The organism is Bradyrhizobium genosp. P, from assembly GCF_049949265.1.
Taxonomy (GTDB): domain Bacteria; phylum Pseudomonadota; class Alphaproteobacteria; order Rhizobiales; family Xanthobacteraceae; genus Bradyrhizobium.
Window position 1 is genome coordinate 624379 of the sequence record NZ_CP188195.1, and the last position, 15957, is coordinate 640335.

At 64.0% G+C, this 15957-nt stretch carries 13 protein-coding genes; 3 read left to right on the forward strand and 10 right to left on the reverse strand.

The window, feature by feature from the left end:
* Window positions 1-315 precede the first annotated feature (315 nt).
* A complete protein-coding gene (locus ACP2YO_RS03095) occupies window positions 316-840 on the forward strand; it encodes a hypothetical protein (protein ID WP_426438953.1) in 525 nt (174 codons plus the stop codon).
* A 26-nt stretch (window positions 841-866) separates the two neighbouring features.
* Here the strand turns inward: ACP2YO_RS03095 and ACP2YO_RS03100 are convergent, their stop codons facing one another.
* From ACP2YO_RS03100 to ACP2YO_RS03115, 4 genes are all read right to left on the reverse strand, one after another.
* Window positions 867-2243 carry a VWA domain-containing protein gene (locus ACP2YO_RS03100; protein WP_426438955.1) on the reverse strand — a complete coding sequence of 459 codons (1377 nt, stop codon included), beginning with the start codon at window positions 2241-2243 and terminating at the stop codon, window positions 867-869.
* A gap of 210 nt (window positions 2244-2453) precedes the next feature.
* Window positions 2454-3401 (reverse strand): AAA family ATPase, encoded by a 948-nt coding sequence (locus ACP2YO_RS03105; RefSeq protein WP_426438957.1) that lies wholly within the window; start codon window positions 3399-3401, stop codon window positions 2454-2456.
* A 163-nt stretch (window positions 3402-3564) separates the two neighbouring features.
* Entirely contained in the window at window positions 3565-3882 is a 318-nt protein-coding gene (locus tag ACP2YO_RS03110; RefSeq protein WP_426438959.1) for a hypothetical protein, read from the reverse strand.
* Between the two features lie 74 nt (window positions 3883-3956).
* Window positions 3957-4589, reverse strand: coding sequence for an HAD-IA family hydrolase (locus ACP2YO_RS03115; protein ID WP_426438961.1), 633 nt, complete (start codon window positions 4587-4589; stop codon window positions 3957-3959).
* A 113-nt stretch (window positions 4590-4702) separates the two neighbouring features.
* On the opposite strand from ACP2YO_RS03115, the gene ACP2YO_RS03120 reads away from it, so the two are divergent.
* On the forward strand, window positions 4703-5464 hold the full coding sequence (locus ACP2YO_RS03120) for a S1 family peptidase (protein ID WP_426438963.1): 762 nt from the start codon (window positions 4703-4705) through the stop codon (window positions 5462-5464).
* A 255-nt stretch (window positions 5465-5719) separates the two neighbouring features.
* Here the strand turns inward: ACP2YO_RS03120 and ACP2YO_RS03125 are convergent, their stop codons facing one another.
* From ACP2YO_RS03125 to ACP2YO_RS03135, 3 genes are all read right to left on the reverse strand, one after another.
* A complete protein-coding gene (locus ACP2YO_RS03125) occupies window positions 5720-7942 on the reverse strand; it encodes an acetate--CoA ligase family protein (protein ID WP_426438965.1) in 2223 nt (740 codons plus the stop codon).
* 163 nt (window positions 7943-8105) lie between these two features.
* Window positions 8106-8696: a class GN sortase gene (locus ACP2YO_RS03130; RefSeq protein ID WP_426438967.1), complete on the reverse strand. Its 591-nt coding sequence runs from the start codon at window positions 8694-8696 to the stop codon at window positions 8106-8108.
* 200 nt (window positions 8697-8896) lie between these two features.
* Entirely contained in the window at window positions 8897-11167 is a 2271-nt protein-coding gene (locus ACP2YO_RS03135; protein ID WP_426438969.1) for a marine proteobacterial sortase target protein, read from the reverse strand.
* A gap of 201 nt (window positions 11168-11368) precedes the next feature.
* Between ACP2YO_RS03135 and ACP2YO_RS03140 the strand changes: the two genes are divergently transcribed.
* Entirely contained in the window at window positions 11369-12133 is a 765-nt protein-coding gene (locus ACP2YO_RS03140) for a helix-turn-helix domain-containing protein (protein WP_426438971.1), read from the forward strand.
* 14 nt (window positions 12134-12147) lie between these two features.
* Here ACP2YO_RS03140 and ACP2YO_RS03145 read toward each other — a convergent pair whose 3' ends face one another.
* The 3 genes from ACP2YO_RS03145 to ACP2YO_RS03155 all read right to left on the reverse strand — a co-directional run bounded on the left by ACP2YO_RS03145 (window position 12148) and on the right by ACP2YO_RS03155 (window position 15894).
* Complete coding sequence (locus ACP2YO_RS03145) at window positions 12148-12861, reverse strand: DUF1614 domain-containing protein (RefSeq protein WP_426438973.1); 714 nt, start codon at window positions 12859-12861, stop codon at window positions 12148-12150.
* A gap of 140 nt (window positions 12862-13001) precedes the next feature.
* Window positions 13002-14222, reverse strand: a complete 1221-nt coding sequence (locus tag ACP2YO_RS03150; protein ID WP_426438975.1) for an ABC transporter substrate-binding protein — start codon at window positions 14220-14222, stop codon at window positions 13002-13004.
* 130 nt (window positions 14223-14352) lie between these two features.
* Window positions 14353-15894 carry an acyl-CoA synthetase gene (locus ACP2YO_RS03155; RefSeq protein WP_426438977.1) on the reverse strand — a complete coding sequence of 514 codons (1542 nt, stop codon included), beginning with the start codon at window positions 15892-15894 and terminating at the stop codon, window positions 14353-14355.
* Between the last annotated feature and the right edge of the window lie 63 nt (window positions 15895-15957).

Genomic DNA, 15957 nt, shown 5'->3' on the forward strand with positions numbered 1-15957 from the left:
TCCTGCGTCAACCTAGGGCGGAATGCGGTCCAGGTTCAATCTTCGATTGAAGACGGTTGTGTGTACGCGGGATGAATCGCGATCCGGCTGCGTGGATGGAGCCGGCAACGCCGGGCCGCAGCGTGGCCCCGGCGCGCCCGCTTGCAGTAATCCGTGGAATTCAATTGCAACGGTGCAGAAAAAATGAAAATCTGGCGAACAACCATTGCTATAGTGTATCTATACTTTCTAGTTTTTGGAGATTTGCCCGGTGCACGCGCACGTTTCGCCCGCGGGTTTCCGCTGCACGTCTAGCCTGCACGGAGGTGGGCCGGCATGAGCCATGAAGCCCGCGTGACGGTCATCCTCGCTGGTCTGGTCGTGATCGCGTTCGGACTGTTCTGGGGGGTCGGCAAATACGCCGAGGGCGTCTTCGCAAAGAGGTTTCCCGCGCGCTTTCCCGAGAAGACGCTGAGCTACACCGCCGGCCAGCTCGGCGAACTGGTCACGTCGGACCTTCGGTTCAAGTATGTCGTTCCGATCCTCTTTCCGCTCGATCTGATCGTCATGCTGGCGCTGGCGGGCGCGATGGGCGCGGCGGCGTCGCACTGGATCAAGCAACTTTATCCGTCCGAAGCGTGGCTCGGCCTGTTGATCCCGGGAGTGTACCTGCTCAGCGACCTGATCGAGGACTGCCTGCTGGCGTGGCTGTTGCTGCGCGGCGACCGGAACGAAGCGGGGCGGACCGTTCCGATGTTGAAGGCGATCACGACCATCAAGTTTGTCAGCTTCTCCGCGGCGATCGCGCTGACCCTGATTTCATTCGCCGGGTGGCTGCTCAGTACCCGGATTGGCTCATAGGCGCCGGTCATTTGAGGCCGAGCGGCCTATTGATACGTCGCCACGATGTCCGACACCGCACGCTCGAGCTGCTGCGCGGTGGCGCATTGGCGCACCACGCTGCAGAAGGTCGCGTAGCGCGGCATTTCCGAATCGCCAAAGCCCCAGACCATGCGGCCCTCGGGATTGAGCCACACCAGCCGCTTGGAGCGCTCACCGATGCGGCGCAGGATGTCGGCGCGCGGGTCGAGATTGTTGCTGCGGGCATCGCCGAGCACGATCACCGTGGTCTGCGGCGTGATCACGCTCATCCACTCGTTCTCGAAATCGGAGAACGAGTTGCCGTAGTCGGACGAACCGAAACCGACCTTGGACATGATCTCCTTCATCGCCTCCTCGGGCGATTTGGCTTCGAGGATATCGCTGACCTCGATCAGATGGCCGGAGAAGGCGAACGAGCGGACGTCGTCGACCACCTCGTGCAGGCTGTGGATCAGCAGCAGGAAGAAGTCAGAGACCCGCGCGACCGAACCCGAGACGTCGCACAGCGCGACGATCTTCGGCCGGTCGCGATGCTTGCGTTTCCAGGCGGTGAGGAAGGGGACGCCGCCCCACGCCGCGTTGCGCCGCAGCGTACGGCGGACATCGAGATGGCCGCGGCGCTGGCGCTTGCGCGGCTTGGAAAAGCGCTCGCGCAGGCGGCGGGCGATCCGGCGGATCAGCGCGCGCATCTGCTCGACCTGGCGCGGTTCGATCCGCGCCAGCGGTGCGTTGCGCAGGATCTCGTTGCGGAGGTTTTCGGTCTCCTCGCGGCCGTAGAGCAGCAAGGCCTGCGAGACGGCCTCGCGGACGGTGCCGCGCAGGCCGGAGAGCGCATCCTGCAGCCGCTCGGCGAGCGCAGGGTTCTTTGTGGTCAGATCGTCGATGTCGTCGCGCAGGCGCTCGATCCCCATCGCATTGAGGATTTTGGTCTGGAAGATACCGCGCTGGGTGAAGTAGCGGATGTCGGACAGCGACGCCGCGCCCGAGGCGCTGGCGATCGCGGCCGATAACGCGTTGCGGTCCTGCGACAGCAGCATCTCGGCGAGCGATCCGATGTTCTCGCTGTCGGCGCCGCTTGCCGCATCGCCATGCGGATCGGCGGTTGGGTTGGCGCCGGACTCGCTGCTGTCGTCCTGCTTGTTCTGCTCGGAGGCTTCCTGCGGCGGCTCGGGCTGGCTGAAGAACAGGTCAAAGCAATCGCCGAGCGCGCGCTTCTCGTCCTGCGTCTTGGCAAGCGTCAGCAGGATGGTGTCGCGCAGGATGGCGCGATCGGCAAAGCCGATCGTGGACACCGCGCGCATCGCATCGATGCTTTCAGCGGGCGAGACCCGGACCCCGGCTCCCCGCGCCGCACGAAAGAAGCGATGCAGGTTCTCGCGCATGTTGACTTAAAGCTGAATCGATCGTGCAGCAGGCTCGCTGCACCTCTCCCGCTCGCGGGGGAGGTCGTATCGCATCGCAAGATGCGATACGGGTGGGGGCTCTCTCAGCGATACGATTCGCGGCGAAACCCCCACCCCAACCCTCCCCCGCAAGCGGGAGAGGGAGCGGAGCTCGTTCGCGGCTATCGTTCGAACTGATCCCATCTTGCCCTAGCTAAACACGCCTTGCCGCGATGCCTTGGCGATGAAGGCCGAGACCTGCGGCGTTGCAGCTTCGATATCGGCCTCGTATTTGAGGAGCACGTTGAGCGTGTCCTTGACCAGTTCGTGATCGAGTTCGGTGACCTGCAGTAACACCAGCACGCGCGCCCAATCGATCGCCTCGCTGACCGAGGGCAGCTTCTTCAGGTCCAGCGTGCGGATCTCATGGATGAAGCCGATCATCTGCTTGCGCAGGGTCTGTGAGATGCCGGGTACGCGGCTTTCGACGATGCGCTCCTCCAGTCTCTGCTCGGGGAAGCCGATATGCAGATGCAGGCAGCGCCGCTTCAGCGCATCGCCGAGATCACGCTCGCTGTTCGAGGTCAGGATCACCGTCGGCGGCGCGACCGCCGCCACCGTGCCAAGCTCGGGAATGGTGACCTGGAAGTCCGAGAGGATTTCCAGCAGCAGCGATTCGAATTCGGCGTCAGATTTGTCGATCTCGTCGATCAGCAGCACGCAGCCGGCCGGCTGCTCCAGGGCCTGCAATAGCGGGCGCGGCTCGACGAACTCCTTGGAGAAGAACACGTCGCCGAAGGCGTGAAGCTGGTCGAGCGCGGCGTGCAATGTCTGCGCCTCGCCGAGCACTTCGCCGAGCTTGTCCTTCAGGATCTGGGTGTAGAGCAGCTGCTTGGCATATTTCCACTCGTACAGTGCCTTGGCCTCGTCGAGGCCCTCGTAGCATTGCAGGCGGATCAACTTCAGGCCGCGCCAGGCGGCGATCGCCTTCGCCAGCTCGGTCTTGCCGACACCGGCGGGGCCTTCGACCAGGATCGGCTTCTCGATCTGCTGCGACAGATAAACCGCCGTGGCGATCTGCCGGCTGGCGATATAGCCGTGCGCGGCGAGGCCGCTTTCAACGGCCTCGATCGCGGCGGTGGGCCTGGTGTCAGCCACGAGGATCAGCTCCGAGGTTTCCTTGAACTCGGACCTGTTCTGCCCCCGTTGCGGGTAAAGCACAAGGCTCGTTTGGCTCGCAAAGGCCAGGGGTTAAAGGCTTGGGGTTAGCGCATGGTTCCGGCGTATTTCCGCCGAGCGCAATACAAGCTGAAGCAGGTCGTCAGCCGGCGCAGCTCTTCACGAAGTCCCTGCGCTGCGGTCCGACGATCTTCTGGTCGATCGCCTGCTTCAGGCAATCGAGGCGTGCCTGCGCCATGCAGAGCTGCACCTGGTCGTGCTTGTCCTGACCCTTCAGGGTCTGGGCCGACGATTGACAGGCCGCGCGCTTCGCACCGGGCACCGGCGCGGCCGCCGCATTGTCTTGTGCGGGAGCGGCGGCCGGTGCGGCAGGAGCGGAATTCGACGTGGATTGCGCAATGGCCGCGACCGAGAACAGGAGCGAGCCGGCCGCGACAAGGGCGACGACAGAGCGTTTCATGGGATGCCTCCGAAAAGACGCTGACGATTAGAAGCCGCCGCCTGAATGTCTGGTGAACGCGTGGGGAACCCGCCTCACCTCAGCGTGAGGCCGGTCGCGGTCTCGAGCTCTCCGATCGCTTGCGCGGCGTTCAGCACCTTGATCGTGGTCATGCCCATCTCGCGCGCCGGCTTCAGGTTGACGCCGAGATCGTCGAGATAGACGCAGTTGTTCGGATCGACCTGCAGCGTTTCCACCATCATCTGGTAGATACGTGGATCGGGTTTGCGCAAGCCTATCTTGGCGGACTCGATCACGTGATCGAACAGCACCATCACCTCGGCGACGTAAAGCGTGCGCCCGCTGCGGCTGCCCATCGCGTTGGCCGGCAGATTGTTGGTGATACAGCCGGTCTTGAACTTCGCCTTGATGCGCTTCAGGGCTTCGACCATCTCGGGGCGCAGGTCGCCGGACAACAGCGGCAGCACGTCCTTGCCGCGCACCTCGGCGCCGAGCGCCTTCGATTCCCTGGCAAACAGTTCGTCGAATGCGTCGATATCGATTTCGGCGCGCTCGAACTTGGCCCAGGCATTTTCGAGATGGTTGGCGGCGTTGGTGCGGCGGATGATATCGGCAGGAATGCCGCGCTCGGTCTCGTACCGCGCGAACGCCTCGAACGGCGAGGTGGTCAGGACGCCGCCGAAATCCCAGATCACTGCTTCGATCATTCTTTCCTGCCAGGTCAGATATTGCTTGAGGCAGCGGCTAACATGGATCGAGCGCCGGAACCAGCCTGATCCGGCGCTTGGCGATCCCCGCGGTGCGGGCTATTGCTGCGCCGATGAAAAAACTGCCAGTGATCCTCGCGGCCATGGCGTCGCTGATATCCGCTCCCGCTTCGGCCATCGTCGGTGGCGGTGCACCGTCTACCGATGGTGTCGCACGCTCCGTCGTCACCATCGTCGGCTCGCGCGGCAATTTCTGCACCGGCGCGCTGATCGCACCAAAGGTCGTGCTGACCGCGGCGCATTGCGTACAGCCCGGCGCCGATTACAAGATTTTAGATTATGGTCCGGACCGGCAGCCGAAGCTGCAGGACGTCAGGACCGTCGCGATCCACCCCGCCTTCAAGATGCAGGCGATACTCAACCATGTCGCCACCGCCGATGTCGCGTTGTTGCAGCTCGGGGCGCCGGCCGCGGGCAAAACGCCGTCGGCGCTCGGCATGCCCAACATCCCGATCCAGGTCGGCGGCCGCTTCACCATCGCCGGTGTCGGCGTCACCGTGCGCGGCGACGGCAAGAGCGGCGGCACGATCCGCGTCGCCGGCCTCGTCGCGACCGGCAAGCCCGGCATGCTGCAGATCCGTCTCGTCGATCCGGTCGGGCAGGGCACGCGCGACGGCTTGGGGGCCTGCACCGGCGATTCGGGGGCGCCGGTGTTCGAGGACAAGCAAGGTGGCCCCGCGATCATCGGCGTGGTGAGCTGGTCCACCGGACCAAACGGCACCGCCGGCTGCGGCGGCATCACCGGCGTCACGCCGCTGACACTCTATCGCGACTGGGTGATGCAGACCGCTCGGCAGTGGGGCGCGAGTTTTTGAGTTACCTCACCCCGCTTGCGGCAGGGCAATCGCACATGGCTACGCCATGACGACGAAAAATTAGCTGCAGAACTCCGCAAGTACCCTATGCGATAGCCCCGGGGCGAGGGCGTTTGCGAGATTTCGGAATAATGGAATAATGCCGCTGATTTGCCCGGCGTGTCAAGTTATCGTGTCGAACGCCGGCAGCCGCCAGCTACTTTGCATGGGGTTGTTTTCGATATTTTGGCAGCGCGCCGCTGTGACGGGACCCACTCAATGCCCCGCGGCTTTCTTCGCCGCGGCGTTGTTGAGCACGATCAGGCCGTCCACGGCGACGCCGAGCTTGCTGTTGATCAGGAACGGGTTGACGTCGATCGAGGCGATGCGGTTGCCGGCGTCGGCCATCAGATTGGAGAGGCCGACCAGCGCCTTCACCGCGGACGGTTCGTGCAGCGCGGGCTTGCCGCGATAGCCCTTCATCTTGACGCCGGCCTTGGTCTTCGCGATCAGCTGTTTCGCTTCGGCCGCGTCCAGCGGGGCGCCGGCAAGAGCGACATCCTTCATCAGCTCGATGTCGATGCCGCCGGTGCCGAACAGGACCACAGGCCCCATCTCGGCGTCGAGCGAGGCGCCGACCACCAGCTCGAGATCGGCCTTGACCTGCTGCGCGATCAGGATGCCTTCCAGCTTCGGCTTGCCCTTCAGCTTCTTCACCCGTGCGGTGATGTCGTTGAAGGCCTTCTTCACCTCGGCTGCGCTGGCGAGGTTCAGCACCACGCCGCCGATGTCGGATTTATGCAGGATGTCGGGGCTGACCACCTTTGCGACCACCGGAAAGCCGATGGTCTTCGCGATCTTCACGGCCTCTGACGCGGTCTGCGCGACCTCTTCCCTGGAGATCGGGATGCCGTAGGCCTTGAGCAGCTGCTTCGAGGCGACCTCGTCGAGCGCGGCGGCGCCATTGGCGGCTTTCAGCATCTTCTCCAGCATCGCGCGCGCCGAAGCCTTCGAGCTCGACACGATGTCCGGCACTTCCTTGCGCAGGCCGGCATATTCGATCAGCGACTTGATCGCGCCGACGGCGCGGTCGAGGCCTTGCAGCACCGCGACGTTCGGAAGGGTCTTGCGCAATTCCTTGGTGAACTCGGTGAAGCCGATCGACATCGTGCTGATATAGATCACGGGCTTGCTGGCCCGGCCTGCCATCTCGTTGACGATGCGCAGATTGCGCTCGCGCAGCTCGTGCGGCGCCTTCGGCAATTCGGCATCGATGATGACGACGTCGGTATCAGGGTCGTCGATCATGATCTCGATCGACTTCATGTAGACTGTCGGATCGACCACCGCGGCAAAGCCGGCATCGAGCGGATTGCCGACAATGCTGCCGGGCCCGAGCATCTTTGCCAATTGCGCAGATGCGTTCGGGCTCAGCGGCGCGAAGTTCAGTCCGGCAGAATAGAACGCATCGATCAAGAGGCCGCGCTTGCCGCCGGACAGCGACACCGCGGCAAGGCGATTGCCTTTCGGCAGATCGGCATGGACGAAGCATTCGGTCGTCTCGAGCAATTCATCCAGGCCACGCACGCGGATCACGCCTTCGCGGGTCGAGATCGCATCGAACGTCTCGATCGAGCCCGCCAGCGCACCGGTATGCGCCATCGCGGCAGCCCGGCCGCCTTCCGAGGCGCCGAGCTTGAGCGCGATCACGGGTTTGCCGGCGGCGCGCGCGGCCTTGCAGGCGTCGCGGAACACTTTGGTGTTCCTGACGCCTTCGAGATAGACCACGATGACGCGAATGCTCGGGTCGGCGGCGAAATAGGCCATCAAATCGGGCGTCTCGAGCCCGGATTCATTGCCCGTCGTGACCATGTAGCCGACGCCGACACCGCGATCCTCCAGCGCCTGGCGGATCGCCATCACGATCGCACCGGACTGGCCCGCGATCGCCACCGGGCCCTGCTCCATGGTGACAATGCGATCGTCGATATTGGTGAACAGATTCTCGCCGGCGCTGAGGTTGCCGAGGCAGTTCGGGCCGGTGACGGCGAGCCCGGTCTCCTTGATCGCCTGTTTCAGCTCGACGGCGAGCCGCTGGCTCTCGTCGTCCTGCAGCTCGCTGAAGCCTGACGTGACAATGGTTGCCGAACGCGCACCGGCGGCTGCCGCATCGCGGATTACCTGCACGGCAAAACGCGCCGGCACCAGCACCAGCACATGGTCGGGCTTTTCGGGAAGGCTGGCGAAGTCCTTGTAGCAGGGCACGCCCCAGATCGTTTCGCGCTTGGCGTTGAGCGGGAATAGCCTGCCCGCATACCTGTACTTGATCAGATTGTTCCAGATCCGCTCGGCATAGTTGCCCGGCTTGTCGGTGGCGCCGACCAGCACGATGTTGCGCGGGTGCAGCATCGCATGAATGCTCTTGACGATGTCGCTGGCGTCGGCGGGCGGCGTCCATTTGTGGGACGGATGAGACGCGGTGCTTACGAGAGCTTCCATGGAGCCTGGCCTTATCCTTGTTGTCTTCCTCTGGCCGACGGCCGATCGCCGAAGGTCGTGATTTTCATTCCTTTTATGGCTGATGGAAGAGGGTGGCAACTCACGCCGGTGCGGGGCAGGGCACCGCACAATATCCCGGCGCGCGCAAAATTCGCTGACGGCGTCAGGAACCTGATTCGATCGGGATCGAATTAGGCTCGATCAGGGTGGCATGCAGCAGATAGCGCTCCGGCCCCGATGTCAGCGCATCGAATGGCCAGCAGGTCGACAGCACCAGCTCGTATTGGTCGGTCAGTGGATCAATCCCGGACTCGTCGAAACGGACCACGGAGCTTCGATCGGCCCGGTAGCGGAAGGTCCTGCCGTCGCTGTTGGTGACGTCGATCTCGTCGCCAACCGCGACGTCCTTGAGGAAACGAAAATGGGTGTCGCGGTGCGCGGAATAGACCGCGACGCCACGCGCGCCGGCGTCGACGGTCTGCTCGACATGGTCCGGACCGAAGGCCAGTGCCTGGCCGCTGCTGCCGGCGAGCACGATTGTCGAGGCGTGGAGCCGCTTCACCTCGATTCTCGCGACGGGCCAGGTATCGGCCCAACTCCACGGCTTCACAGGATGTCCCGTCGCGATGGTTTCTGTGAAGGCGCGCTCCAGCAGCATCTGTGCGAGCAGCGCCTTGGCGTGGATGTAGGTGCCTTGGCCGAACAGGATCAGGCCGATGAGGGCGAGAGCGAAAGGGAGAATGATGCGGGGCATGTTGGACCTTGCTCCCGTCATTGCGAGCGCAGCGAAGCAATCCATCGCACAGCATATGCGGGACCATGGATTGCTCCGCTACGCTCGCAATGACGGCTGTTGGAGAAAAGCGGCGCGCGCGGCCCTGGGGGGACGGGTGAGAGGCCGCGCGCGCTCTTGAAGGAGGAAGGTCGGGGGAAACCTGCTCCTTTCATCCGACGTCAGTGGGGCGACGTCTGACGTCGGTTGAACACCATCAGCAGCAGGCTGACCGTGAGCAGGATCACGCCCGCGATCATCTTCAGCTCGGCATCGGTCGCCGTCTTCGGCAACTGGACCGTGGCGGGGGCCGTAGTGACCACCGGCCGCTTCAGTGCCGCAACCTGCAACTTCGCGTCACCGGCTTCGGCACGGCGCTCGGTCGGCGCCACCGGCAGCCGCGGACGCTCGCCGAACACCTTTGCGAAATCCCAGCCCGCGGGCAGGTTGAGCGGCAATTCGCTGAGCTTCAGCGGCTCGCCGTCGGGTCGGCTCGGCGTCTTGTCGACCGCAACAAGGCTGGTCAGCCGGGTGACGAGCTGATGCTCCAGCGCCAGTGCAAGGATCGTCTTGTCGGCATCTTCCGGACTTGCCTGCCGTGTCGTGCGCGCGACTTCGGCGTCGGCGATCTTGCGGCGCGCCCACAGCTTCGAGAGACCCTTGCCTTCGGCGGCGTTCGCCAGCGGCAACGTCACGCTCCAGGGGCGGTCGCCGATCCGGCCCTTGATCTCGACGGAGCCCGCGAGCTTGTCGAGTTTCGCCGCGAGCACCAGCGGCTCGCCGCGATAGACGTCCGGGATTGCCGCCGGCGTCAGGTCGGCCGTGGCCTCGGAGAATTTTGCGGAGAGGCCGGTCACCGCCGGGTTCTCCAGCTTGGCGAACAGGCCGCGCATGCGCTCGTCGACCTGCTCGACCGAACCGATATGGGTGAAGGTGCCGCGCCCAAGCTCGGCGGCGCGGGTCATCAGATAGGTGTTCGGCGCCGAGCCGATGCCGACCATGAAGATTCGCGAGCGGCCGCGCAGCGCGCTGATGGTCTCGAACAATTGCTGTTCGTTGCCGATCGCGCCGTCGGTCAGGAACACGACCTGGCGGATGGTGTTGGCATCATCGTGGTTGGTATCGGACAGCGCGGCGCGCATCGCCGGCACCATCTCGGTGCCGCCGCGCGCCTGCAGCGCGCTGACGAACGACGTCGCATTGCCGATATTGCCGCTGGTCGCGGCCACCGGCGTCGGGAACAACACGTCCATGGTGTCGTCGAAGCGGATCACGTTGAAGCGATCGGTCGGCTGCAGGCGGCCGAGCGCGTACAACAGGCTCGCCTTGGCCTGGATGATCGAGGTGCCGCCCATCGAGCCGGAATTGTCGATCACGAAGATCACCTCGCGCGGGAGCGGCTTCTCGCTCGCCTGCTCGACCGAGGGCGGCGTGACGAACGCGAGCAGATAGTCCGAATTGCCGACATGCTCGCGGAACAGTCCGACCGACGGCGCCTTTTCGGCAGCCGGCTTCCAGGTCAGCTCGAAATCGCGGTCTGCCGGCACCGGGCCCTCGGCGAGCTTGATGACGCGTGTGGCGCTGTCGGAGTTCTCGATCTTGACTTGATGAAAATGACTCTTCACCTCGCCGAGCGGAAAGCCGGCAGCGAGGTGCACCGTGATGTTGGTTGGATTAATCGGGGAATTCTCGGTGGGGTCGAGCGCCAGCGGCGAGATGCGGTCGCGATCCGGCACGGGATCGGTCGTGGCGGCGCCCCAGCCGCTGCCATCGGCGCGGAGGTCGACGCTCTGCACCACCGGAAGCGGATTGTAGCGCGGACCGACCACCATCGGCACCCGCAGCGAGAACTCGCTGCCGTTCTGCTGCACCGGCTCCTGATATTCGATCTGCACCAGCACGGTTTCGCCGGGACCGATATTGGCGACCGAATTGGTGAAGATGTTCGGCCGTTCCTGTTCGGTGAGCGCGGCCTTCTGGCCGTTCTGTTTGGCCTGCTCATAGATGGCGCGAGCCTGCTGCCGCTCCTTGATGTCGCCGACCACGATGCGGTCGCCGACCACCATCTTCAGCGTGTCGACCGCACTGCCCGCCGGCAGCGGGTAGACATAGGTCGCTTCCATCCAATCCTTGGTCGGGTTGCGAAAGATTTGCGTGACGCGGGCGCGGACGGTCGGGCCGGATACGGTGAGATCGACATCGATGCCGAGCCTGACAGCGTCCACATAGCCGTCGTCGGTCTTGAGCATCAGTGAGCCGGAGCGCGCATCGGCCGGCCGCAACGCCGCTGGCTTCGGCTGCTCCGCTGACCACACCGGATCAAAACTCAGGAACAGGGCGGCAAAGCCGATCGCCAGCGCGGCCGCACCTTCCACCAGGAAGAACAGCAGGATGCGCATCCTGCGCGACAGGCAGATCCGCCGGCTGTTCTCACTTGCATCGCAAATCATCATTTTCGTCGCTCCCGAGCGAGGGTTTCGCTACGGGGAAATCTTGGAGAACGGCCGATTTGGCGCGAGCAGAATGATCGGCAATGATTGGCCGCCGCCCGGCGCCGTCCGCCCGCCGTGGAGGCGGGTTTGTGCGGTTTTGTGATGGATTGTCCGGTCTGCTAGACTGGCGTGAATCGATGCGAAATCGCGCTGGGGATCACGATGTCGACGCCGGACAAGCAGCTTTCCGCCGAGCAGAGCCGGCAGGTGGCGGAGACCATCCGCGAGGAGATCGCGCGCCGTCGGATTTCGCGGCAGACGCTGGCGGAGCAGGCCAAACTCAGCCTGTCGACATTGGAAAAGGTGCTCGGCGGCCGGCGCCCGTTCACGCTGGCAACCACGGTACGGCTGGAGCAGGCGCTCGGCGTCTCCTTGCGCAAGCTGCCGGACGTGATCCCGGATGCCATCGCCGTCAATGGTGAGATTGCGCCTGACAGCCTCGGATCCTATTCCCGCCGCGCGGTGGCGCGGATCGAAGGGACTTACATCACGGTGCGGCCGTCGTTCGGCGACAAGCACGCGATCTATGCCTATCGTACCGAGATCAGTTGGGATGCGGCCACCGCGTCACTCGGATTTCGCGAGGGCGAGCGGCAGGATGCCGACTACACCCAGCATGGCGAAGTCGCGGTGCCCAATGAATCGGGCTTCGTCTATCTCGTGACCAACCGGCACGGCCAGCACCGCCTGATCACGGTGTCGCGGCCACGCAATTCCGGCGAGATGTATGGCATCATCACGACCTTGCTGGCCGGACGCGGCTCGGTGCTGACACCGATCGCAGCGCCGATCGCGCTGCTGCCGGCCAAGAACGTGCCCAATCCGAGCCTTGGACGGGTGTCACCCGACGATCCAAATCACGCCGTCTACCGTGAGCATTTGCGCCGCACGGTGGACGAGTCGTTTGCGATCCTGCTGCCGGGATAGGAATAAGAGCAAGGCTATATCGCCGGCCTTGGTCGCGCCGGTGCGGCCACGCTGGCGAGCAGCACGGCCAGGATGCCGGTCAGGAAAATGCCGTCAAACGTGCCCGCTCCGCCGATCGAAGCGATCGGCGCGCCGAGGCTGCCGATCTTGTCGAGGTTGAGGAGATCGGCGCCGAGAAGCGTTCCCATCGAGCCGCCGATATAGGCCAGCGGTGCCGCATATTCGCGGGAGAGCAGCAAGGCGAGGATCGCCGTGGCCAAGACCGGAACGAACACCGGGACGGCGATGCCCATTCCCGGCACCGGCGTAGCGCTGGCATGCACGATGAATGCGATGACAGCCGTGGCGATCGCAGCGCGGATCCAGAGTTGGTAGCGCAGCACGAGGTAAGTGGACATGACGGTGGGAATCACCGCGCCGCCGACATTCACGGCGAGAATCGTGCTGGGGGACGTCACGAAGGGCACGACGTAGCGCATGCCGAAAAAGTCCACGATCTGCCCCGATCGAACCGGCGGTCCGGGCAACACCGTGATTGGAATGTTGAAGTAACTGCCGATCAACGAACCGAACAGCAGCAATAGCGCGACCCCGGGACCGATGCCGAGGCGCATATAGGCGTATCTGAGGATGCGGAGCTGGATCAGGATCACCAGCGCCACGGCCAGGAACACCAGGATCGAAAAGAATGCCGGCGTCAGCGGCAAATAGTGAACGCTCGAATCCATGGGGTCGAAGGTCCGGTTTCGGCTCTGCCTGCCTTGTTAATTGGGAACGTCGGGGAGAATCACAAGGCGAACAAGTCCGTGAAACAACGAAGCCGCCCGGAGGGGCGGCTTCGCGATATTGTGAGGTTGTGGCAACCGTCCTAGCCGCCGGTCTCTGCGCTGAGGATGTCGCCGAACCGCTCCCACTGCCCGCTCTTGAACCGCCACATCTGGAGCTGCTCGATCGGAGCGAAGTCGGTGGCGCTGGTGTTGATCTTGATGCCGGGGATCAGCGTGTCGGGCGCGAAATCCTTCAGGCTGGCGGCCTGCTTCATCACGTTCTCACGCGTCAGCTCGTCGCCGCACTGCTTCAGCACCTGCACCATGGTCTGCGCCGCGGCGTAGCCATAGACCAGATTGGCGTCGGAGACGTTGGCGCCCGGCATGTACTTGTCGACAAAGGCCATGAACTTCTTCATGCCCGCATCGTCCTTCCATTGCGAATCGGAGGCGTCCTTGAGATAGCCGGCCGTCAGCACGCCTTCGCTGGCATCAAGGCCGGCTGGCTTCATCACTGCACCGATCGAGAGCGAGACGTCGGTCATCACCTGCATCGGCTTCCAGCCGAGCTCGGCGATTTTCTTGATCGCCTGCGCCGCGAATTTCGGCGTCGCGATGTTGACGAACACGTCGGCGTTGGTGTCCTTCAGCTTGACGATGTGGGAATCGATCGAGGGTTCCGAGGTTTCGTAGCTCTCTTCGGCAACGATCGTGGCGCTCGATTTGTCGAGGACCTCCTTCAGACCGAGCAGGTAATCCTTGCCGAAATCGTCATTGGCATAGAAGATCGCGACCTTGGCATTCGGCTTGGCTTTGAGGATGTATTTGCCGAAGATCCGTGCTTCGACGCGGTAGCTCGGCTGGAAGCCCATGGTCCAGGGGAATTCCTTCGGATCGTTCCACTTGCTGGCGCCGGTCGCGACGAACAGCTGCGGCACCTTCTTGGCGTTCTGATACTTCTGAACCGCGGTCTGGGTCGGCGTGCCCAGCGCGTTGAACACCAGGAACACTTCGTCGCTTTCGATCAGCTTGCGGGTCTGCTCCACCGTCTTCGGCGGCGAGTAGGCGTCGTCATAGGAAATCCAGTTGATCTTGCGGCCGTTCACGCCGCCCTGATCGTTGATCATCTTGAAATAGGCTTCCTCGGTCTTGCCGATGACGCCATAGGCCGACGCGGGACCGCTATACGCCTCGATGTTTCCGATCTTGATCTCGGTGTCGGAGGCGCCGGTGTCGTATTTCTTTTGTGCAAAGGCGGCCTGGGTGGAGAGCAGGCAGAGCGCCGTGGCGGCCGCCAGCAGCGACAGATTTGTCGTTTTCATAAAGGCATTTTCCTCGAGCTATTTTGGTTGGGGACTTCTGCAACAAACCCGTAACCGGTCCCGGCAGACGGCCACGGGGCAGCTCTTTGTCTCGGCATGGTCCGGAAAACGCACTGCGCGTTTTTCGGGATCACGCCGCAGTATCGGTCGGCTTCGGCTGACTGAACCTTTGCCGCAACGTCGGCTTATGAATTTTGCCTGTCGCATTCCGCGGCAGGGCATCGATAAATTCGATCAGGCGCGGGCATTTGAAGCGCGCCAGATTGGCCTGACAATGAGCGTGAATCTCGGCCGGCGCAAGCGTATGGCCCGGCTTGATCGCGACAACCGCCATCCCGACCTCGCCCCACTGCTCGTCCTGGATGCCGATGACCGCGGCTTCGGCAACTGCCGCCAATTGATGCAGCACGCTCTCGACCTCGGCGGGATAGACGTTCTCGCCGCCGGAGATGTACATGTCCTTCCAGCGGTCGACGATGTAGTAGAAGCCGTCCGCGTCCATCCGTGCGGCGTCGCCGGTGTGCAGCCAGCCGTCGGTGAAGGACGAGGCATTGGCGTCCGGCCTGTTCCAGTATCCGGGCGTGACGTTGGGGCCCTTGACCCAGAGCTCGCCGAGTTCGCCGGCATCGGCATCGGTGCCGTCGGGGCGCACGATCCGCACCTCCGTATGCAGCAGCGGCATGCCGGACGATCCTGCCTTGCGCACGGCGTCCTCGCGGTCGAGCGACAGCACCGCAGGGGAGGTTTCGGTCATGCCGTAACCCTGCTGCAAGGCGACGCCGCGCGCCTCCCAGGTCTTCAGGAGCGGCACCGGCATGGGCGCGCCACCGACCCCGCCATTAACGAGGCGGCTGAAATCGGAGCTGGCAAAGGCCGGATGCTGCGCCATGAACTGGTAGATCGAGGGTACGCCGAAGAACACGGTGATGCCCAGCGCGCGATCGTTGATCAGACGGAGCGCCTCGCCGGGATCGAAGGCGCGCATGATCAACACCGTGCCCCCGGAATGCAGCACCGGATTGGAGTAGCAGTTCAGGCCGCCGGTATGGAACAGCGGCAGCACCGTGAGCTGCACCGAGGACGGCGAGATATGAGCAGGGCCGCCGAGATTGACGCAATTCCAGAACGTCATCCCGTGCGTGATGATCGCGCCCTTGGGCTGGCCGGTCGTGCCCGACGTGTACATGATGGTCGAGATGTCATCGAGCATGACCTGCTCGAACCGCGCCAGCGGCGTCGCCGCTGCGATCCCGGCCTCATAGGATCCGCCGGGGCCGAGCCGCATCGCGGATGCGACATGGCAGAGTTTTGCGACCGCAAGCGCCGTCTCGGCGAGGTCGTCGTCATGGATCATGACCTTGGGCGAGGCGTCGCCAACGATGTAGTGCAGCTCGGGAACGGTGAGCCGGGTGTTGAGCGGCACGAAGATCGCGCCGAGGCGGAAGCAGGCGAACTGCACCTCCAGCGTATCCGTGGTGTTCAGCGCCAGCACCGCGACGCGGTCGCCACTGGCGACCTCGAGCTGATCGCGCAGATGGCCGGCCAGCCGCGACACCCGCGCGTCCAACTCCGCATAGGTGAAGCGGCGCCCGCTTGCGAGATCGACGACCGCCACCTTGTCCGGCGTACGCCGGCGATGATGCGCGATCCAGTCGTAATAACGAACCGGCAAATTGTCCTCCTCCGGGACCGGCGGTCTTGCGCCACCTGCTCCCGGCCCATTGATGTCACGGAT

Excerpts from the sequence above, each read along its gene's own strand:
- ACP2YO_RS03120 (WP_426438963.1), top strand. The coding sequence starts at position 4,703 with ATGAAAAAACTGCCAGTGATCCTCGCGGCCATGGCGTCGCTGATATCC.
- ACP2YO_RS03135 (WP_426438969.1), bottom strand. The coding sequence starts at position 11,167 with ATGATGATTTGCGATGCAAGTGAGAACAGCCGGCGGATCTGCCTGTCG.
- ACP2YO_RS03140 (WP_426438971.1), top strand. The coding sequence starts at position 11,369 with ATGTCGACGCCGGACAAGCAGCTTTCCGCCGAGCAGAGCCGGCAGGTG.
- ACP2YO_RS03150 (WP_426438975.1), bottom strand. The coding sequence starts at position 14,222 with ATGAAAACGACAAATCTGTCGCTGCTGGCGGCCGCCACGGCGCTCTGC.
- ACP2YO_RS03145 (WP_426438973.1), bottom strand. The coding sequence starts at position 12,861 with ATGGATTCGAGCGTTCACTATTTGCCGCTGACGCCGGCATTCTTTTCG.
- ACP2YO_RS03115 (WP_426438961.1), bottom strand. The coding sequence starts at position 4,589 with ATGATCGAAGCAGTGATCTGGGATTTCGGCGGCGTCCTGACCACCTCG.
- ACP2YO_RS03125 (WP_426438965.1), bottom strand. The coding sequence starts at position 7,942 with ATGGAAGCTCTCGTAAGCACCGCGTCTCATCCGTCCCACAAATGGACG.
- ACP2YO_RS03095 (WP_426438953.1), top strand. The coding sequence starts at position 316 with ATGAGCCATGAAGCCCGCGTGACGGTCATCCTCGCTGGTCTGGTCGTG.
- ACP2YO_RS03130 (WP_426438967.1), bottom strand. The coding sequence starts at position 8,696 with ATGCCCCGCATCATTCTCCCTTTCGCTCTCGCCCTCATCGGCCTGATC.
- ACP2YO_RS03110 (WP_426438959.1), bottom strand. The coding sequence starts at position 3,882 with ATGAAACGCTCTGTCGTCGCCCTTGTCGCGGCCGGCTCGCTCCTGTTC.
- ACP2YO_RS03100 (WP_426438955.1), bottom strand. The coding sequence starts at position 2,243 with ATGCGCGAGAACCTGCATCGCTTCTTTCGTGCGGCGCGGGGAGCCGGG.